General features: G+C 41.0%; 14 protein-coding genes and 1 tRNA gene. 2 read left to right on the forward strand and 13 right to left on the reverse strand.

What is annotated here, in order from left to right:
- Positions 1 to 67: 67 nt before the first annotated feature.
- From lon to tig, 4 genes are all read right to left on the reverse strand, one after another.
- A complete protein-coding gene (lon, locus tag KXV15_RS08215; RefSeq protein WP_240007685.1) occupies positions 68 to 2,470 on the reverse strand; it encodes an endopeptidase La in 2,403 nt (800 codons plus the stop codon).
- 138 nt (positions 2,471 to 2,608) lie between these two features.
- The gene (gene clpX / locus KXV15_RS08220) at positions 2,609 to 3,874 is read right to left on the reverse strand and encodes an ATP-dependent Clp protease ATP-binding subunit ClpX (RefSeq protein WP_240007686.1); all 1,266 of its coding nucleotides are present in this window, start codon (positions 3,872 to 3,874) and stop codon (positions 2,609 to 2,611) included.
- Positions 3,875 to 3,978: 104 nt separating this feature from the next.
- Positions 3,979 to 4,638 (reverse strand): ATP-dependent Clp protease proteolytic subunit, encoded by a 660-nt coding sequence (locus tag KXV15_RS08225; protein ID WP_240007687.1) that lies wholly within the window; start codon positions 4,636 to 4,638, stop codon positions 3,979 to 3,981.
- Between the two features lie 199 nt (positions 4,639 to 4,837).
- Positions 4,838 to 6,337: a trigger factor gene (tig, locus tag KXV15_RS08230; RefSeq protein ID WP_240007688.1), complete on the reverse strand. Its 1,500-nt coding sequence runs from the start codon at positions 6,335 to 6,337 to the stop codon at positions 4,838 to 4,840.
- A gap of 209 nt (positions 6,338 to 6,546) precedes the next feature.
- On the opposite strand from tig, the gene KXV15_RS08235 reads away from it, so the two are divergent.
- Both KXV15_RS08235 and KXV15_RS08240 read left to right on the forward strand, forming a co-directional pair.
- Complete coding sequence (locus KXV15_RS08235) at positions 6,547 to 6,921, forward strand: hypothetical protein (protein WP_240007689.1); 375 nt, start codon at positions 6,547 to 6,549, stop codon at positions 6,919 to 6,921.
- Positions 6,914 to 7,825, forward strand: coding sequence for a sterol desaturase family protein (locus KXV15_RS08240; RefSeq protein ID WP_240007690.1), 912 nt, complete (start codon positions 6,914 to 6,916; stop codon positions 7,823 to 7,825). Before KXV15_RS08235 ends, KXV15_RS08240 begins: the two co-directional genes overlap by 8 nt.
- Here KXV15_RS08240 and KXV15_RS08245 read toward each other — a convergent pair.
- From KXV15_RS08245 to KXV15_RS08285, 9 genes are all read right to left on the reverse strand, one after another.
- Positions 7,822 to 8,412, reverse strand: coding sequence for a YdeI/OmpD-associated family protein (locus KXV15_RS08245; RefSeq protein ID WP_240007691.1), 591 nt, complete (start codon positions 8,410 to 8,412; stop codon positions 7,822 to 7,824). The two genes, KXV15_RS08240 and KXV15_RS08245, sit on opposite strands and share 4 nt — an antisense overlap.
- A gap of 105 nt (positions 8,413 to 8,517) precedes the next feature.
- Positions 8,518 to 8,602: transfer RNA gene (locus tag KXV15_RS08250), tRNA-Leu, on the reverse strand.
- Positions 8,603 to 8,672: 70 nt separating this feature from the next.
- On the reverse strand, positions 8,673 to 9,464 hold the full coding sequence (locus tag KXV15_RS08255; RefSeq protein WP_240007692.1) for a hypothetical protein: 792 nt from the start codon (positions 9,462 to 9,464) through the stop codon (positions 8,673 to 8,675).
- A gap of 26 nt (positions 9,465 to 9,490) precedes the next feature.
- Complete coding sequence (gene mfd, locus KXV15_RS08260; RefSeq protein WP_240007693.1) at positions 9,491 to 12,952, reverse strand: transcription-repair coupling factor; 3,462 nt, start codon at positions 12,950 to 12,952, stop codon at positions 9,491 to 9,493.
- A 97-nt stretch (positions 12,953 to 13,049) separates the two neighbouring features.
- A complete protein-coding gene (locus tag KXV15_RS08265) occupies positions 13,050 to 13,352 on the reverse strand; it encodes a succinate dehydrogenase assembly factor 2 (protein WP_240007694.1) in 303 nt (100 codons plus the stop codon).
- Between the two features lie 79 nt (positions 13,353 to 13,431).
- The gene (locus tag KXV15_RS08270; protein WP_240007695.1) at positions 13,432 to 14,133 is read right to left on the reverse strand and encodes a cell wall hydrolase; all 702 of its coding nucleotides are present in this window, start codon (positions 14,131 to 14,133) and stop codon (positions 13,432 to 13,434) included.
- A gap of 201 nt (positions 14,134 to 14,334) precedes the next feature.
- On the reverse strand, positions 14,335 to 17,001 hold the full coding sequence (ppdK, locus tag KXV15_RS08275; RefSeq protein ID WP_240007696.1) for a pyruvate, phosphate dikinase: 2,667 nt from the start codon (positions 16,999 to 17,001) through the stop codon (positions 14,335 to 14,337).
- 58 nt (positions 17,002 to 17,059) lie between these two features.
- Entirely contained in the window at positions 17,060 to 19,078 is a 2,019-nt protein-coding gene (glyS, locus tag KXV15_RS08280; RefSeq protein WP_240007697.1) for a glycine--tRNA ligase subunit beta, read from the reverse strand.
- Complete coding sequence (locus tag KXV15_RS08285) at positions 19,078 to 20,001, reverse strand: glycine--tRNA ligase subunit alpha (RefSeq protein ID WP_240007698.1); 924 nt, start codon at positions 19,999 to 20,001, stop codon at positions 19,078 to 19,080. The genes glyS and KXV15_RS08285 overlap by 1 nt, the downstream gene beginning before the upstream one ends.
- Positions 20,002 to 20,035: the final 34 nt, after the last annotated feature.

Raw genomic sequence — 20,035 nt, forward strand, 5'->3', positions numbered from 1 at the left:
GACAAAAAAAATAAAAGCCCCAATCTCAGTAAATAGCATAAAATTGCAGCATCATTCTGCAGCTAGACTAATGACGCTTTTCATCCATATTCCCATTATCATTAGGAATCCGTGCTTGAAGCGCATGTTCAACGTCATTTGCAGTCCATTCAATTGCACTGAGCTTTTGCGTTAAAGCATGTGCTAAAACTTCATCAGCAGTTGAAACCGGAATAATTTCCAAGCCAGATTTCACATTTGCAGGAATGTCGGCAAGATCCTTTTCATTGTCTTTAGGAATCAAAACAGTTTTAATCCCTGCCCGCAGAGCCGCCAATAACTTCTCTTTTAAGCCACCAATTGGCAGAACTTTGCCACGCAATGTAATTTCACCAGTCATAGCGACAGTTTTTGATACCGGAACATTGGTCAAAAGACTTACAATTGCAGTCATCATTGCAATACCAGCAGAAGGACCATCTTTTGGGGTTGCGGCTTCTGGTACGTGAACGTGAATATCCGTCTGATCAAATATTGTAGGTTTAATTCCAAACAAAGGTGCACGTGATTTAACAAATGAAGATGCAGCGGAAATTGATTCTTTCATTACATCTTTCAAATTGCCAGTCACCGTCATACGGCCCTTACCAAACATTTGAACCGCTTCGATAGTAAGTGTGTCACCACCAACTTCAGTCCATGCCAAACCAGTAACAGCACCAACCTGATCTTCAAGTTCAACTTCTCCAAAGCGATATTTGGTAACACCAGCATATTTTGCAAGGTTTTCATCACTAACAATCAGTTTTTCAACTTTTTTCTGGCTAATTTCCCTGATTGCTTTACGCGCAATATTTGCAACTTCACGCTCAAGTGAACGAACGCCTGCTTCACGTGTATAGCTTCGAATCAATTCGATAATTGCAGAATCTGCAATTTCTAACTCGCCAGCTTTCACACCATGCTCAGCAAAGATTTTTGGCATCAAGTGGCGTTTAGTGATTTCTAGTTTTTCCTCTTCTGTATATCCAGGGATTCGTATAATCTCCATACGATCAAGCAATGCCTGATGGATATTCAATGAGTTTGCAGTTGTAATAAACATTACATTCGACAAATCATAATCAAGTTCAAGATAATGGTCATTGAATGTATTGTTTTGTTCTGGGTCTAGTACTTCCAATAATGCAGATGCAGGATCGCCGCGGAAATCAGCACCCATTTTATCAATTTCATCCAATAAGAATAAAGGATTATTTGATTTAATCTTTTTAAGTGACTGAATCACACGACCAGGCATAGAACCGATATAGGTTCTACGGTGACCACGAATCTCTGCTTCATCTCGTACCCCTCCAAGGGCAACGCGCACAAAGTCACGACCCGTTGCTTTTGCAATTGAACGCCCCAATGAAGTTTTACCAACACCAGGAGGACCAACAAGACAAAGAATTGGGCCGCGAATCTTATTTACACGCCCTTGCACTGCAAGATATTCTAATATCCGCTCTTTTACCTTTTCAAGCCCATAATGATCTTCATTCAAAACCTCTTCAGCTTTGTTGATATCATTTTTAACTTTTTTATAGGTACCCCATGGCAAAGCAAGCAACCAATCAAGGTAATTACGAACTACGGTTGATTCAGCGCTCATAGGAGACATTTGTTTTAGCTTTTTAAGCTCGCTAATAGCCTTTTGACGGGCTTCTTTAGAAAGCTTTGTGCGCTTTATTTTTGTCTCAAGCTCTTTGATTTCGTCTTTACCATCATCAGCTTCACCCAACTCACGCTGAATAGCCTTCATTTGTTCATTTAGGTAATATTCGCGTTGGCTTTTTTCCATTTGGCGACGCACGCGGTTTTTAACCCTGCGCTCAACTTGGAGTGCACCAATTTCAGATTCCATAAAGCTAAGAATTTTTTCAAGGCGTTTTCCAACGTGTGTGGTGGCAAGCAAATCTTGTTTTTCAGAAACTTTAATATTCAAATCAGCAGCAATAATGTCTGCAATACTTGATGGATTATTATTTTCTTGCAAGCCAGCGGTGACTTCTTGCGGGATCTTACGGTTTAATTTTCCATAATTTTGGAATTGTTCCATAACAGCTTTTGAAAGAACCTGTGTTTCAGCACTGTCTTTATCGCTATCTTCAAGTTCAACAATATTAGCTATAAAAATATCATCTTCTTTTTCATAAGATTTAATTTTTACACGCTTCTGCCCCTCAACAAGCACACGAACTGTACCATCAGGAAGTTTTAGCAATTGCAAAACATTGGCAATTGTTCCGATTTCATAAATATCACTTACTTGCGGATCATCTACGCCGGCATCTTTTTGCGCAGCAAGCACCACAATTTTATCATTTGCCATGGCCTCTTCTAATGCGCGAACAGATTTTTCGCGGCCAACAAATAATGGAGAGACTCTCTGCGGAAATACAACGATATCACGCAACGGAAGTAATGGAAGTTTTTTCATTTCACTCATAGTTTAACCTTTAGCACACAAGTACGGAATTAATCGTTAAAAAACCCCATTACCTGTGCAGAAAAGAAAATGGCGCTTGTCCTTACTTGTTTCAAGGGGACAAAACGCCATTTATTGTTATAAATCTGTAAAAAATTGTTAACTAGCTTTATTTGTATTCTCGCGACGCTCTGAATAAATAAGCAATGGCTGCGCCCTACCCTCAACAACTTCAACATTGATAACAACTTCTTCGACGCCTTCAAAAGAAGGTAAGTCAAACATTGTATCAAGAAGTATTCCTTCAAGAATTGAACGAAGACCACGCGCACCAGTTTTACGCGCAATCGCTTTAGAAGCAACAGCGTGCAATGCCTCATCAGTAAAGGTTAGCTTGCAATTTTCCATGTCAAACAAACGCTGATACTGTTTAACCAAAGCATTCTTTGGCTCGGTAAGGATAGTAACCAATGCAGGTTCATCCAAATCTTCCAAAGTAGCAAATACAGGCATACGACCAACAAATTCAGGTATAAGACCGAATTTCAACAAATCTTCTGGCTCAAGATCTTTCAACAAATCGCCAGTTCTACGGTCATCAGGGTCACGGACATCGGCACCAAAACCAATACCAGCTCCTTTACCACGACGCGAAATAATTTGCTCAAGGCCTGGGAATGCGCCACCGGCAATAAAAAGAATATTTGTTGTGTCAACTTGCAAGAATTCTTGTTGCGGATGTTTACGACCGCCTTGTGGAGGAACAGACGCAACGGTTCCTTCCATCAATTTTAATAGCGCTTGCTGCACACCTTCACCAGAAACGTCACGGGTGATAGATGGATTGTCAGATTTACGAGAAATCTTGTCAATTTCATCGATATAAACAATGCCGCGTTGCGCGCGTTCAACGTTATAATCAGATGCTTGCAATAGTTTCAAAATGATATTCTCAACATCTTCACCTACATAACCAGCTTCGGTCAATGTAGTTGCATCTGCCATAGTAAATGGAACATCAATAATGCGCGCCAAAGTTTGCGCCAAAAGAGTTTTACCGCAACCAGTTGGACCAATTAGCAAAATGTTTGATTTTGCCAATTCAACATCATTATTTTTTTGCGCATGTGCAAGACGTTTATAATGGTTATGTACCGCAACAGAAAGCACACGTTTTGCTTTCGATTGACCGATAACATAATCGTCAAGAACATCTTTAATTTCTTGCGGCGAAGGAACACCTTCTTTAGATTTAACGAACTGTGTTTTGTTTTCCTCGCGGATAATATCCATACACAATTCAACACATTCGTCACAAATGAAAACAGTTGGTCCAGCAATTAGCTTGCGGACTTCATGTTGGCTTTTCCCACAGAAACTGCAATAAAGCGTATTTTTTGAATCACCACTTGCGGCTTTTGTCATTCACTCTCTCCGACCAGAGACTTCTCCGGATAGTCTGACCCCAACTTATGCAGGAGTCAATGTTGTTTTTGATGCCTTTTGATACACCACAAACCTATTAATAGTTACACAGCATCTTCCGTGCCAACCGCACGTTTTTCTAGCACATTATCAATTAAACCAAATTCCTTAGCTTCTGCCGCAGTCATAAAATGGTCGCGATCAAGCGTTTTCTCGATTAATTCATATGATTGACCAGTATGCTTAACATATATTTCGTTTAAACGTTTTTTAGTCGCCAGCATGTCTTCTGCATGGCGCTCAATATCAGATGCAGGCCCACGGAAACCACCAGAAGGCTGATGCACCATAACGCGTGAATTTGGCGTTGCTGCACGCAAGCCTTTTTCGCCAGCAGCCAAAAGCAATGAACCCATTGAGCACGCCTGCCCCATTACAAGAGTTGCAATTGGCGAACGAATATATTGCATTGTATCATAAATAGCCAAACCAGAGGTAACAACACCACCTGGGCTATTGATATACATTGAAATTTCTTTCTTAGGATTTTCAGATTCCAAAAATAGTAATTGCGCACAGATTAATGACGCCATACCATCTTCAACAGGACCAGAAACAAAAACAATACGTTCGCGCAAAAGGCGTGAAAAAATATCAAAAGCACGTTCACCACGTGAAGATTGCTCAACAACCATAGGAACAAGATTATCGGTATGGTCATATCCAGAGCTTAAAAGCGGATGGCGTGGAAATTCGTTAAACATATAAAACCTCAAACAGAGCGTTAAACTCAGGCAGATTATTTAAAAACGGCTTATTTAAGACCTGACACCCTAAATAATTTATGAATCTTGTCATGATATTTGCGCATTAAATGCAAAAATTCAATGTTAAACCTGTGGAAAAAAAAGCCGGCACGATGTCATGCCGGCTTTTTTAATAACAAATTCTCGTTTTAAACGATTATTCTTTTGCTTTAGCAGCTTTTTTAGCAGGTGCTTTTTTAGGCTTTTCTTCAGAAGCAGCTTCGTCCTTAGCTTTTGCAGCTTTCTTAGGTTTCTCTTCGCTGGTTTCTTCTTTTTTAGCCTTAGGAGCCGCTTTTTTAGCTTTTGCAGGTTTTGCATCCGCTTGTGGCTCTTCGTCTTCTGCCTCTAATTCTTCACGAGTTACTTTTACGTCGTCAACTTTTGCTTTTGAAAGTACGTAATCAACAACTTTTTCTTCATAAAGAGGTGCGCGTAGTTGCGCCATCATGTTTGGATTCTTTTGGAAGAATTCAAGAACTTGACGCTCTTGGCCTGGGTAGCGAGAAGCTTCACGGAAAAGTGCGCCTTGAAGTTCTTGATCAGTAATTTGTACTTCACCAACGCGACCGATTTCAGCCAAAACTAAGCCAAGACGTACACGACGTTCTGCAATAACTTTATATTCACCCTTAAGCTCGTCTTCTGATTTGCCTTCATCATCTGGGTCAACATTGCCTTGCGCTTTATCAGCTTGAACCTGCTGCCAAATAGCGTCAAATTCAGCCTCAACCATTTTTGGTGGCAATTCAAATGAATGTGAAGCATCCAACGCATCAAGCAATGAACGTTTTGCTTTTGTACGAGAAAGTGATGCAAACTGACGCTCGATATCAGCTTTGACAGCGTCTTTCAAAGAATCAAGGGTTTCAAGACCAACAGTTTTCGCAAGCTCATCATCGATTTTGCTTTCTTTTGGCGCCTTAACTTCTTTGACTTTGATGTCAAAAGTTGCTGCTTTACCCGCAAGCTCGACAACGCCGTAATCAGCAGGGAAAGTTACGTTAATGACAGTTTCATCTTCTGCCTTAACGCCAACAAGCGCATCTTCAAAACCAGGAATGAAGGTGTTTGACCCAAGAACAACTTGTGCGTCATTCGCCGCACCACCTTGGAACTCAACACCGTCAATTTTACCAACGAAATCACAAATAACCGCATCGCCATTTTTGGCTTTGCCAGTTTTTGCTTCATATGCTTTTGAGTTAGCTGCAATTTCTTCAAGTGCTTTGGTAACTTCTTCTTCAGTTGCTTCGGTAACTGGACGAGTAATTGAAAGCGTTGCAACATCAACAACTTCAAACTCAGGTAAGATATCCATAGAAACATCAAATACCAATGCAGCTTTACCATCAAGAATGGCATCAACATTATCAACATTGCCAACTTCTGGATTAGACGCCGGGCGAACATTATTGTCATTAACTGCTTGGTCGATACCTTTTTGAACCAATTCGTTCAAAAGATCGCCCATAATGCCTTTACCATAAAGACGCTTAACATGTGCAGTTGGCACTTTGCCTTTACGGAAACCTTTTAGGTTTAGAGTTGGTGCAATTTCTTTAATTTTCGCATCCAAAGACTCATTCAATTCGGCAACTTCAACAGTGATATTATAAACAACGGACAAACCGTCTTTTGATTTCTCAGTAATTTTCATCTTTTCTTCCTGCGATTGCAGCTTATTTAAACTTAGCTAACCCGCCGATTTATAAGGAAAACCAGACAGAATCCGCCATAAGCAAAACTCGAATGCGCGCCTATGCCACTAAATTGTTAATTAGTCTAGATTCTGTTATGCTTTTACGCAGTTAATATATAAAACAAATAAGGGCAGGAAATTGGATGTTATCGCAAATTTTATTTGTATTGGGCGCGGCATCAGCCGTGATTGGGTTTGGATTCCTAATTGGTTTATCACAAAACATTACGATTGATAATGAACTGGCAAGACAGGCTGCATATAATTATGATTCCAACATCATATTTGATAAATTGATTATTTCTGATGATAAAACAGCCGCACTTACGCTCTCTAATAAAGGAATACTATTATTTAAAGCTATAGGAAGCCGCGTTTCTGTTAGAATTATTAGCAAAAATAATATTGAAAAACATGGTGAAGTAATTCTTTTTGCTTTGCATGACTTAGGCTTTCCAGATTTCAAAACCCGATTTCATAATAATAATAATATTGAAACTCTGTTTGAAGAACCGAATTTAGGAGGGGCTGCAAATGCTTGATTATGTGCCGCTTAACCTTCCCTCGCCTGTTGTTTGGGCGACCCCATTTTTTGGATTTCTTGTAATTACAGAAATGCTATATTCAAAATTTGGAAAATCAAAAACTGCTAACTATGAAGCAAAGGATAGCTTCGCAAGCCTTATGATGGGGGTTGGAAATCAAATTATTGGCTTTGCGACCGCGTCACTATTTTTTGCAATTACTGTGTTTGCATACAAACATAGAATGTTTGAAATTGGCACGGGGCCAATTGTCTTTATCGTTTGTTTCTTTTTAGAGGATCTATCTTTTTATTGGTTTCATAGAATCTCACACGAAAGTCGTTATTTTTGGGCAAGCCATATAATACATCATTCTTCGCAACATTATAATTTATCAACCGCTTTGCGACAAACTTGGACTGGTACATTGTCAGGTGGTTTTATATTTTGGTTGCCTTTGGCCTTTCTAGGTTTCCATCCAGCGATGATTGGCTTCTTTTCTGGCCTAAGTTTGGTTTATCAATTTTGGATTCATACCGAAGCAATTGATAAAATGCCAAAATGGTTTGAGGCAATTTTAAACACCCCAAGTCATCACCGTGTCCATCATGCCGTAAACCCTGATTATCTGGATGCAAATTATGCCGGCGTTTTTATAATTTGGGATAAAATATTTGGTACATATGTTGATGAAAACGAAAACAACAAGCCAAAATATGGCGTTGTTACCAATATTGCCACCTTTAACCCATTACGGATTGCGTTTCATGAATGGTTTGGAATTTTCAAAGATATCACAACTGCAAAACCAAATCACATTATTGGATACTTATTTGGCCCACCCGGATGGTCACCAGATGGCAGTAGAAAGACCAGTAAGATTATAAAGCAAGAACGCATCGATAATAAAACTCAAACCTAATCATCCATCCCTTTCCCGTTCAATATTTTGGGAATATATTTTTCAATACGGGAAATTCTTGTTTTTTGTTGTTTAGCACTAGAAAAATAAAGTAGATATGCGCGTTGTCGCCCTGGCGTTAATTTTTCGAATGCCATCTTTAGAACTACATCCACATTAAATAAATTCAACAATTCGGGGACTATTACAAACTCTTCGGTTTTCTTAAATTCAACTTTTACACCTGAATTTTCAACTGCAACTGCCTGCGCAATATACTCCTTTATCATATTTTGCATTGATAGGATCTGTTGAGAATTTTTAAACCTAATTTGTCGGGCCGATTGCACGTTGTCTGTTTGTTTTATCAATATGTTGGCATTATCATTCAAAAGGGTACCTTTGAAAAACAATAATGCACAATATTCTTTGAATCCATGAATTAGGAATACATTAGCGTCGTTCAGGGTATAGCAAGGCTTACCCCATTTAAACTCTTCTAAAAGTTCTGTCTCTCTTGCAATATTTATCAATAGCCTAAATTCTTCATTCCAGAGTTTGGCTTTATCTATAAATTCAATGACTTTTGGGTTTTCCTTATATTGCATTTAAAACCTCGTTATGTGCAAGGTTAAATATATCTAAGAAAATAAAAATATTAATAGAGCAAAATAAAAAAAGCCTGAACTAAGTTCAGGCTTTAATTTTACTTATGGTGCGGACGGAGAGAGTCGAACTCTCACGCCTCGCGGCGCTGGAACCTAAATCCAGTGCGTCTACCAGTTTCGCCACGTCCGCACTACATAAGTGGCGGGTTTATTCCTAAAAAATAAGCCAAAGGTCAATCATGAATTTCAGGTTTTACTGCTTAAACTTTCAAAGCCTTTATAAATTCGTATGCAATAAGGCTGCAAGAACCCAAATCTGCGTTCTCCCATGCCATAATTAGATTGCGATCTTTGGCAACGATGAAGGGAATCTCCCCGCCTATTGCTGCGGTTTTTATTGCAGGAAGCAATTTATCAGCCAAAGTTTGCGCACTGTCCCGTGCAGTTAAGTTATTATATGACCATGCTTCACATAACAGTTCAGGCGGCAAAGTAACAGGAACCAGTTTTTTGTCGGTCGGCAACCCGTAAACCCAAAATTTTCCACGCGCATTGAATAGAACCATAGTTTTAAATGGTTCCTTGACCCTAATCACACAATATTTATATGGCGATGATTGTAGTAACACAATTGGGCAGTCTAAAAATTTGCCAGAAACACAATCTTCAAACTCGCGCATATCTTTTTGAATTAATGAAACTTTCTCAATTTCATCAAATGCCGCCATAATCGCGGCTTTGGCAATTGTACCACGTGTTTGCTTTTCAGGAAGCTGACTAGTTTTTTCTTCTTTCGAAATATCCAAAAGCAGTTTTATGGCAAGCCAAACACCAATTATAAGAACTAAAAATGGAATTATTGAAAATATTGTCTGAAATATGCCGGGCAATTTATATGCAACAGGCGCAAACAACGCCATTAACACAAAACCGAGAATCACCAACGCGGCAGAAAATGCAAGTTTCTGACCATTTCCGCCCATACGTTCTTTGGCAGCAGCAATGGCAAATTTTGCTTTTTGTATATTTTCTTTACTAAATGGGTTTTGCATACCAAAACGCTTAGCATGACTCGTATTTATGCACAGGCATTAATAATCGCATTAATTGCCGCACGCGCACCTTTTATTTTCGCATTATCAGTCTGCCAATTGCCATTAATAGTCATTTTGCCATCTGGACGAAGTCTGAACATTGCGGGCTGAGATTGAACCAAATTAATAAGCTTCATTGGATCTGGTGCAAATTCATCTTTAAAGTTTGCTATAGCACCATTTGGCGTAATAACGAGTTTTTCAATACCAACTTTCTTACATAATGCTTTTAGGCCTGCCACCTCTATTAAATGGCTAACCTCAAGAGGCATTTTGCCGAATCTATCAATTAATTCGGCGACAAAGCCATCACGCTCATCATCATTTTCAAGTTCAGCAAGACGACGATATAATGATAGGCGCAAGCCAAGGTCAGGCACATATTCTTCTGGTATCAATACAGCAAGACCAATTGAAATGTTTGGCGACCATGATTTTGAATTAGTGATGCCATCTTCATTTTTAAGCTCGGCGACGGCTTCTTCAAGCATTTGTTGATAAAGCTCGACACCAACTTCTTTTATATTACCTGATTGCTCTTCACCCAATAAATTACCGCCACCACGCATATCCAAATCATGACTAGCAATTTGGAAACCGGCACCAAGTGTATCAAGTGATTGTAAAATCTTTAGACGCTTTTCAGCTTGCGGAGTAATTTTAAATGTATCTGGAATGGTAAGATATGCGTAAGCTCGCGATTTAGAGCGACCAACACGGCCACGAAGTTGATAAGCAGCAGCCAAACCAAGCATATCAGAACGCCAAACAATCAAAGTATTGGCGCGCGGTATATCAATTCCAGACTCAACAATAGTTGTCGCCAATAAAACGTCAAAATCGCCATCGTAAAATGCATTGATTATGGGCTCAATTTCGGTTGGTGGCATTTGCCCATGAACGGTTCTGAATTTAACTTCTGGCAAATTGTCACGTAAAAATTCTTCAATTGGCTTTAAATGCTCAATACGTGGCGCAACAAAGAATGTCTGGCCACCACGATATTTTTCACGCAAAATTGCTTCACGAATTGTAACCGCATCGAATGGGGTGACATAGGTGCGAATTGCAAGCCTATCAACAGGTGGTGTCGCAATAATAGACATTTCACGGATGCCAGAAAGAGACATTTGCAATGTGCGAGGAATTGGTGTTGCCGTAAGTGTTAGGAAATGGGTATCGGCACGCATTTCTTTTAAGCGTTCTTTATGCTTGACACCAAAATGTTGTTCTTCATCAACAATTACCATCCCCAAATCATTAAAGGATACTTGTTTCGATAAAACTGCATGTGTACCAACAACAATATCAACGCGACCATCTGCAAGACAGTTGCGGGTTTCATTTGCCTCTTTTGAGCCAACCATACGCGATAATTGTCGGACACGAATTGGAAGGCCGTTAAAACGTTCGGAAAAGGTTTTATAATGCTGTCGCGCAAGAAGTGTTGTAGGGCAAACGACAGCAACCTGTCGCCCACTCATCGCAACAGTGAATGCAGCACGTAATGCAACTTCGGTTTTACCAAAGCCAACATCACCGCAAATAAGCCTATCCATTGGCTTGCCAGCTTGTAAATCTTCTAATACATCATCAATTGCATTGAGCTGATCTTCGGTTTCATCATATGGGAACCGCGCACAAAACTCTTCATAAACGCCCTGAATTGGGCTTATAACATCGGTTTTTTGCGAAGAACGAACTGCGGCAATACGAATAAGCCCAGCAGCCATTTCAAGCAGGCGTTTTTTTGCCCTAGCTTTGCGACCTTGCCACGCAACACCGCCAAGTTTATCAAGAATTGCCTCTGCGCCATCGGCCCCATAACGACTAATAAGGTCAATATTCTCGACTGGTAAGAATAATTTATCGCCGCCTTGATAAATAAGCTCAAGACAGTCGTGAGGCGACCCCATAACTTCGAGGGTTTTTAAACCATCATATCTGCCGATACCGTGATCAATGTGAACAATTAAGTCACCGGCATTAAGGCTTGATGCCTCCATTAAGAAGTTTGATGATTTGCGGCGTTTTCTTCCACGCCCTAACCTATCACCCAAGACATCTTGTTCAGAAATGATAACCAAATTACCAATTTCAAAACCGTGTTCAATTGGAAGAACAGCAAGTCCAATATTGGTTTTTAGCATCACACCCAATGCATCAAAATTCGGCAATGAATAAAGATTTTCCATGCCATGTTCGGTTAAGACATGCGCCAAACGTTCAGCTGAACCTTCGGTCCAGGCGGCAATTACCACATCTTTTTTATCTTTTTTAAGGGTGCGTATATAATCGCGCAGACTTTCCCAGACATTTATATTTGTATCGGCACGTTCTGGTGCAAAATCACGTGATGGCTTGGAATTTATATTTATTGCCGCCCCTTCAAGCCCAGAAACAAATGGATTAAATCCACGTTGCTTATAATTAGAAGATACCTTTTCAATATCTTTTAAATCAAGATATAAACTATTTGGTTTTAATGCCTTATATGGCGATGAGCCTTTTGGTGGCGGCACAAGACGTGCCTGATAATAGTCTTCAATAAGTTTTTCGCGCTCGGCAAGCGCGTTTTCAAGCCCATGTTCATAACAAAAAATTGTTGTGTCTGGTACATAATCAAACAAGCTTTCGAGATGGTCAAAAAACATTGGCAACCAATGCTCCATTCCATTGCGTTTAATCTTACTGCTTACACTTTCATAAAGTGCATCACCTTGCGGCGCACCAAATTTTTCAAGATAGTTGGTTCGAAACAAGCTAATGCAATCATTATCTAGCAAAACCTCTGAAACCGGAACCAGTGACAAAGCCTCTAGCTTATCTATTGAACGCTGGGTTTCGACATCAAAAGTTCTAATGCTTTCAATATTGTCACCAAATAAATCCAGCCTGACAGGTGATTGCATTTGCGGCGCAAATAAATCAATCACCCCACCACGAATTGCAAACTCACCCTTTTCACGGACCGTAGCAGTACGATTATATCCATTTGCAGCAAGATAATTTTGCAAATCATCAAGATTTATATCGTCACCAACTTTTGCCGAAAATGCCGATTTCAAAAGACGCGCTTTTGGCAATGTCTTTTGCATTAATGCCGATGCAGTAGTTATTAAGACAAAATTTGCATCACTTTTTAAATTTGCAAGACGCGAAAGTGTTGCCAAGCGCATTGCCGAAATTTCTCCCGCCGGCCCTACTCTATCATATGGCAAACAATCCCATGATGGTAGTCGTAAAACCTCAATTTTAGGGGCAAAGAACTTTATCCCATTTGCAAATTTCTGTGCCGCCTGATCATCAGTTGCAACATAAACAAATTGCCCACCCTTTGCCTTGATGCTTTCAGACAAAATAAGAGCATCAACCCCAGAGGCAGCACCTTCAAGGAGAATCTTACCTTCACCATTTTGGAAAATTTGTAAAAGCGTTTTGTCCATCACAAATGCCTATTAAGGTGTGTTAAGGCATTTTTGAAGTGCGTATTACTGTAAAAATTGGTTTTAAGTCTCTAAATCAGAAATTCAATCTTTGAGCTTAAGAATTAATATCACCGACCCAAAGCGTGTTTTTTAAAGTAGCGAATGATTGTAAATCACTTAGGACTTTACCTTTGAATTCTTCTGGGGCTTCGCGTTGACCAATAATCCAGTAATACACGTCCCAATCTTGTTGATTTAAAAGTGCATCAAACTGATTCAACTCATCATCTGAAAGCGCCTCAAGGGTTTGATCGGCATATGTGCCCATCAAAAAATCATGCTCCCTAAAGCCACGACGCCATGCGCGGAATCTAAGTTGTTTTATGCGGGTTTCACGGTCAATTGTATCTGTGGTCATGATGTGGTCTTTAGACAAATTTTAAACAAAAGAAAAGCCCCCACTTTTGGTGGGGGCGTTCATTGCGGCTTTGTTACTCCTAATTGCCGCTATAGAAGATGTGTGAACCAATTTGAGCAACTTTTGGGAAAACCCCTGCCCAGCTAGGTCTAACTCGTGAAGCATGGAAATATGTTGCATTTCCAACTACACCTGGTTTCCAGCCATCGTACACACGTTGTGCAATCTCCTGAGAACGATTCCATTGTGGACCAGCAGGAGGTGCATTTCTGGTGCAGACCCAAGAGAATTGGCAAACATTACCTCTTCTTTGACGAACAACACCACAATAAGTTTTTGGATAAGCACGATTGTTAACACGATTAACAATTACTTCGGCAACAGCAAGTTTACCGCGGTCTGGCTCTCCACGAGCTTCATAATAAACGGCTTGGGCAAGGCAATTGATTTCTCTATCGCGTTCTGAACCCGTAGCAGATATTTTGCTCATAGTCGGTTGCGGTTGGAAAGCAGCCGCAACTGGCTTTGTGATTGGGGCAACTACGCCCGCAATTTGTGACGCAGCAGCTTCAAGCGCCGCATCAATGGAACCCACAGTTGATGACGTCGCTACGGTCGTCTTCTGTGTGGTAATAGTTTCGGTTTCAACCGACATTGGCTTGCCAATATCCGGTCCAGCCATTGCCTGTGTCGAAATAAAAGACACCGCAATAACAGCCCCTAAAACGGTCGCAGCATCACGCGCGAGGGCTTTAAGAGTACCGCCTAATCTATTAGACATGGTCGGGGTTTGACCATAAATAATTAACAAAGGCAACCCAAATATTAATAAATATTCCATAAAAAAAGTGCGGCAACTTGGCGCATAAACAATAAGGCACGGAAATTATTGCATTTTTTCCCGTGCCTTATAATTGTTTTAAATTACATTAAAATGCTGCAATGCCACAAATATGCCACCGAATCAGGCAATTTTCGTAGTTTATTTTGCGTTATTTAATGCCGCTTGTGCCGCTGCAAGGCGTGCAATTGGAACCCGATAAGGTGAGCAAGACACGTAATCAAGCCCAACTTTTTCACAGAATTCAATTGATGCCGGATCGCCACCATGCTCGCCACAAATGCCTAGTTTAATTTTCTCGCGAACAGAACGACCTTTTTCTTTTGCAATCTTGATCAACGAACCGACACCGTCTTGATCAATTGTTACAAACGGATCTTTTTCAAAAATACCTTGCGCAATATAATCATTCATAAAGCGACCAGCATCGTCACGTGAAATCCCCAAAGTAGTTTGTGTTAAATCATTTGTTCCGAATGAGAAGAATTCAGCCTCTTGTGCAATCTCATCTGCGCAAACTGCGGCACGAGGCAATTCAATCATGGTTCCAACCATATATTCAATCTTCATACCGGCTTGAGCCATAACTTCTTCGCCAATAGCGATTACACGCCCTTTAAGGATTTGCAACTCTTTACGAGTTGAAACCAAAGGAATCATAATTTCAGGAATTGGTGCGGTTCCAGAAGCTTTTGCAACCTCAATTGCCGCTTCAAAAATTGCGCGCGCCTGCATTTCATAGATTTCAGGGAATGTAATACCCAAACGGCAACCTCGGTGACCAAGCATTGGGTTAAATTCATGCAAATCTTTTGCGCGTTGCAATAATTTATCGCCATCAAGCCCTGTTGCTTTTGCAACCGCCTCCACATCTTCTGCACTATGCGGCAAGAATTCATGCAAAGGTGGGTCAAGAAGACGGATTGTAACAGGAAGACCAGCCATGATTGTGAAAAGGTCTACAAAGTCTTTGCGCTGCATTGGAAGAATTTTTGCAAGTGCGGCTTCACGTCCTGATTTTGCCTCAGACAAAATCATTTCACGAACTGCTGCAATCCGTTCTGCATCAAAGAACATGTGTTCAGTACGGCATAGGCCAATACCTTCGGCACCAAAATCACGTGCAGTTTTTGCATCAAGTGGTGTTTCAGCATTCGCACGAACTTTAAGGTGGCGCACATCATCGGCCCAAGCCATTAATGTCGCAAAATCACCGGATAGTTCAGGTTGTTCAAGTTCAGCAGCGCCAAACAGTACTTCACCCAAGCCACCATCAACAGAGATGATTTCACCTTTTTTGATTTCACGACCTTTTACAACAAACTTTTCTGCCGCTTCATCAATACGAATTTCACCAGCGCCAGAAACGCAAGGACGCCCCATGCCGCGTGCGACAACCGCCGCGTGCGAAGTCATACCACCACGTGAAGTAACAATGGCACGCGCCGCATGCATACCGTGAATATCTTCTGGTGAAGTTTCTTCACGAACTAGGATGACTGATTTACCTGCCTGTGCCATTTGTTCGGCTTCATCGGCATCAAAAACAACCTCACCAACCGCAGCACCAGGAGATGCAGGCAAGCCTTTGGTTAAAACATCGCGTTTATAGCTTGCTTTGATTGTTGGGTGTAATAATTGGTCAAGAGCGGCGGCATCAATACGTGCAACACCTTCTTCTTTGGTAATCATACCCTCGGCAACCATATCAACCGCAATTTTCAACGCCGCTTTTGCGGTACGTTTACCATTACGGGTTTGCAACATCCATAATTTACCATTTTCTGCGGTGAATTCGATGTCTTGCATATCGCGATAATGGTTCTCAAGCTTTTTATAAACTTCATCCAATTGTGCATAAACATCTGGCAGTGACTCTTCTAATGACTCACCGCTTTCGCCCATAGTTACACGTTGTACTTTGGTAATTGATTTTGGTGTTCTGATGCCCGCAACAACATCTTCGCCCTGCGCGTTGATGAGATATTCACCATAGAATAATTTTTCACCGGTAGATGGGTTACGCGTAAACGCCACACCAGTTGCCGATGTGTCACCCATATTACCAAACACCATCGCTTGAACGTTAACCGCAGTTCCCCAGCTTTGCGGAATGTCGTGCATTTTGCGATAGAAGATTGCCCGGTCGTTCATCCAAGATTTGAATACCGCACCAACAGCGCCCCACAATTGATCATTTACATCTTGTGGGAAAGGCTTGCCCATTTCAGCTTCAACGGCTGATTTATATTTTCTGACGATTTCCTCCCAATCCTCAGCATTCAATTCAGTATCATCTTTATAATCGTTGATTTCTTTGAAAGATTCCAAAATATCTTCAAACATATGATGTTCCAATTCAAGAACAACGTTTGAATACATTTGGATAAAACGACGATACGAATCATAGGCAAATCGGCGATTTCCTGATTTATTTGCCAAGCCCTCAACTGTTTCGTCATTAAGACCAAGGTTAAGGACGGTATCCATCATACCAGGCATAGATGCACGCGCACCAGAACGAACAGAAACCAAAAGCGGGTTTTCTTTGTCGCCAAATGTTTTGCCAACAGTTTCACCAACTTTTTTCGTTGCCGCCTCTACTTGTGCCGCAAGCTCATCAGGATATTTTTGACCCAATTCATAAAACGCGGTGCAGACTTCGGTAGTAATTGTAAACCCCGGTGGAACCGGCAAGCCAATCTTGTTCATTTCAGCAAGGTTGGCACCTTTTCCGCCTAAGAGGTTTTTCATACTAGCATCGCCATCAGCGTTACCAGCACCGAAACTATAAACATATTTTGTCATTATAATCCCCAGTATGACGTTAATTGTTTCCAGTCTTAAGATACATTTGCGGCAAAATTTAGCCGCGAATACACTCAAAGTCTGCAACCTGAGACATCATTTGTCTTAAATCACATAAAAGCGCAAGTCGATTTTTTCGCTTATTTTCGTCACTATCGTTGACCAAAACATTGTCAAGGAAATCAAAGATAGGGTCTCTAAGCAGTGTAAACGTTTTCATTGCCCCTACATAGTCCTCATTTTCGAGGCTTGTAGCAAGCGCGGCTTTAGTAGTATCAATTGCCGAAAATAATGCCTTTTCTGCATTTAATTCTAAATATTGTGCAGATGCAACAAAAGTGCCATCCAAAGCACCTTTTTTCTCTTCGGCCTTAAGAATATTTGACGCGCGCTTGTAACCTTCAAGAAGGGTTTTACCTTCTTCAGTTTTTAAAAATTCGCTTAGCGTTTTTACTTTCTGGGTAATGCGATAAATATCATCATCAGCACCCGCAAAAACCGCATCAATCACATCATATTCAAGCCCCTCATCTTTGAGGAAGACTTTAAGGCGGTCAAGGAAGAAGGATTGAAGCTCTTCATTAACTTGTGAAGTAAGTGGCATTCTAACCTTATTCTCAAGAATAATCCGAATAATGCCCAATGCCGCACGGCGAAGTGCGTATGGGTCGCCCGAACCAGTTGGCTTTTCACCAATCGCAAAGAATGAAACCAAGCTGTCGAATTTATCCGCCAAAGCAACCGCAATTGAAACCGGATTTGTTGGTGCATAATCCGATGGACCAACTGGTTTATAGTGCTCGGCAATTGCATTCGCGACATCTGCAGTTTCTTGGTCATTCTTGGCATAATAACGCCCCATAACACCTTGCAATTCAGGGAATTCGCCAACCATTTCGGTCACCAAGTCCGCCTTGCAAAGTAATGCAGCGCGTTTTGCCAATTCAACATCCGCGCCAACAATTGGCGCAAGTTCACCAGCCAATTCAACGACGCGTTTAACCTTGTCGCCAATTGAACCAATTTTTTGGTGGAATACAATTGTGTCAAGTTTTGGAACGCGCGCTTCAAGAGTGGTTTTTCTATCCAAATCCCAGAAATAGCGTGCATCATTCAAGCGCGCCGCAAGCACGCGCGCATTACCATGCGCAATTGCTTTGCCGCCATCTGTTGCATTTACGTTTGAAACCACAATAAAATATGGCGCAAGTTTTCCTGTTGCCTTGGAATTTACCACGAAATATTTTTGATTGATGCGCAATGTAAGGCGGATTACTTCGGGAGGAAGGTCAAGAAAAGCCTCATCCATTTGCCCCAAAATAACAAACGGCTCATCAACAAGGCCGCAAACCTCTTCTAAAAGTCCAATATCTTCGATAAGTTCAAGACCATTATCTGCACATAGTTTTTGTGCCTGTGCCATAATTGATTGTTTACGTTCTTCACGGTCAATTAAAACATGTGCGGCACGGGTTTTGGCCTGATAATCAGCAAAATCGGTTACGGTAAAATCTTCTGGCGCATGAAAACGGTGACCACGAGTTACATTGCCAGATTTGATGCCGTCAATTTCAAAATCAACAATTTCACCATTAAACATGCAAAGAATTGAATGAAGCGGGCGAACCCAGCGTAATGTACCCTCACCCCAACGCATTGATTTTTGCCATGGGAAATTACGCACAATGCTTGGTACTAATTCTTTAATAATATCAGTAGTTTTTGCGCCCTTTTTTATAATTTCAACAACGTAAAAATCACCCTTTTTTGGGTCTGAAACAACTTTTGCCTCGTCAATTGAAGAAATACCCGCCGCACGTATAAAGCCATCAATTGCAGGCTGTGGCGCACCGACTTTTGGCCCCTTTTTTTCTTCTTTAACATCTGGAGTTTCATTTGGTAGATTTTCAATACAAAGACCAAGACGTCGTGGCGCAACAAAATTGGTAATTTCGCCAACGGTCACACCAGCTTTTTCAAGGCCATCTTTGACCATTTTCGCCAAATCTTCTGACGCACGTTTTTGGAAACGCGCAGGAATTTCTTCTGAAAATATTTCTAATAAAAACTGGCTCATTACTTCTCACCCGCCTTTAATTCTTCTTGTTTTTCCATCCATGCGGCAGCAGAACCTTTGGCAAGGTCGCGCACGCGGGCAATAAAGCTTTGTCGTTCGGTCGGGCTAACGACGCCACGCGCATCCATCAAGTTAAATAAATGCGATGCCTTTAACGCCCAATCAAATGCTGGAAGCGGTAATTTTGCCTCAAGAAGGATATTGCATTGGGTTTCGGCGTCTTTGAACCATTGTTCAAGAATTTCAACTTTGGAATATTCAAAATTAAATTTTGATTGCTCTACTTCGTTTTCGTGGAACACGTCACCATAAGTTACGCCATTGCCGTTGAAATCAATGTCATAAACATTTTCGACACCTTGGACATACATTGTCAAACGCTCAAGACCATAGGTTAATTCGCCAGAAACAGGCTTACAGTCGAAACCACCAACTTGTTGGAAATATGTGAATTGTGATACTTCCATGCCGTCGCACCACACTTCCCAGCCAAGGCCCCATGCGCCAACGGTTGGGTTTTCCCAATCATCTTCAACAAAGCGAATATCATGAAGTTTTGGATCAATACCAATTTCATAAAGTGAATTAAGATATAATTCTTGTAGATTTGGTGGGTTTGGCTTTAGAATTACTTGATATTGGTAATAATGGCCCAAACGGTTTGGATTTTCACCATAACGCGCATCCTTAGGACGACGAGAAGGTTGCACATAGGCTGCCTTCCATGGCTTTTCACCAAGCGCACGCAAAGTGGTTGCGGGATGCAATGTCCCTGCCCCAACCTCGGTATCATATGGTTGTAAAATCACACAACCCTGACGCGCCCAATAATCAGACAGCGTAAGGATAATATCCTGAAAAGAAGGCTTACGACCCTGCGCATAAGCCCGCGAGCAAGCAGTAGAATATTCAACGTTTTCCATAATTGCGAGTTAGCGCAATTATCTTAATTAGGAA

It is taken from the genome of Pseudaquidulcibacter saccharophilus (assembly GCF_019455445.1).
Classification (GTDB): domain Bacteria; phylum Pseudomonadota; class Alphaproteobacteria; order Caulobacterales; family Aquidulcibacteraceae; genus Pseudaquidulcibacter; species Pseudaquidulcibacter saccharophilus.

Bases quoted from the DNA above. Each gene is read 5' to 3' on its own strand.
- ppdK (WP_240007696.1), bottom strand. From the start codon at position 17,001: ATGACAAAATATGTTTATAGTTTCGGTGCTGGTAACGCTGATGGCGAT.
- glyS (WP_240007697.1), bottom strand. From the start codon at position 19,078: ATGAGCCAGTTTTTATTAGAAATATTTTCAGAAGAAATTCCTGCGCGT.
- KXV15_RS08265 (WP_240007694.1), bottom strand. From the start codon at position 13,352: ATGACCACAGATACAATTGACCGTGAAACCCGCATAAAACAACTTAGA.
- tig (WP_240007688.1), bottom strand. From the start codon at position 6,337: ATGAAAATTACTGAGAAATCAAAAGACGGTTTGTCCGTTGTTTATAAT.
- mfd (WP_240007693.1), bottom strand. From the start codon at position 12,952: ATGGACAAAACGCTTTTACAAATTTTCCAAAATGGTGAAGGTAAGATT.
- KXV15_RS08270 (WP_240007695.1), bottom strand. From the start codon at position 14,133: ATGTCTAATAGATTAGGCGGTACTCTTAAAGCCCTCGCGCGTGATGCT.
- KXV15_RS08255 (WP_240007692.1), bottom strand. From the start codon at position 9,464: ATGCAAAACCCATTTAGTAAAGAAAATATACAAAAAGCAAAATTTGCC.
- KXV15_RS08245 (WP_240007691.1), bottom strand. From the start codon at position 8,412: ATGCAATATAAGGAAAACCCAAAAGTCATTGAATTTATAGATAAAGCC.
- KXV15_RS08240 (WP_240007690.1), top strand. From the start codon at position 6,914: ATGCTTGATTATGTGCCGCTTAACCTTCCCTCGCCTGTTGTTTGGGCG.
- KXV15_RS08225 (WP_240007687.1), bottom strand. From the start codon at position 4,638: ATGTTTAACGAATTTCCACGCCATCCGCTTTTAAGCTCTGGATATGAC.
- KXV15_RS08285 (WP_240007698.1), bottom strand. From the start codon at position 20,001: ATGGAAAACGTTGAATATTCTACTGCTTGCTCGCGGGCTTATGCGCAG.
- clpX (WP_240007686.1), bottom strand. From the start codon at position 3,874: ATGACAAAAGCCGCAAGTGGTGATTCAAAAAATACGCTTTATTGCAGT.
- lon (WP_240007685.1), bottom strand. From the start codon at position 2,470: ATGAGTGAAATGAAAAAACTTCCATTACTTCCGTTGCGTGATATCGTT.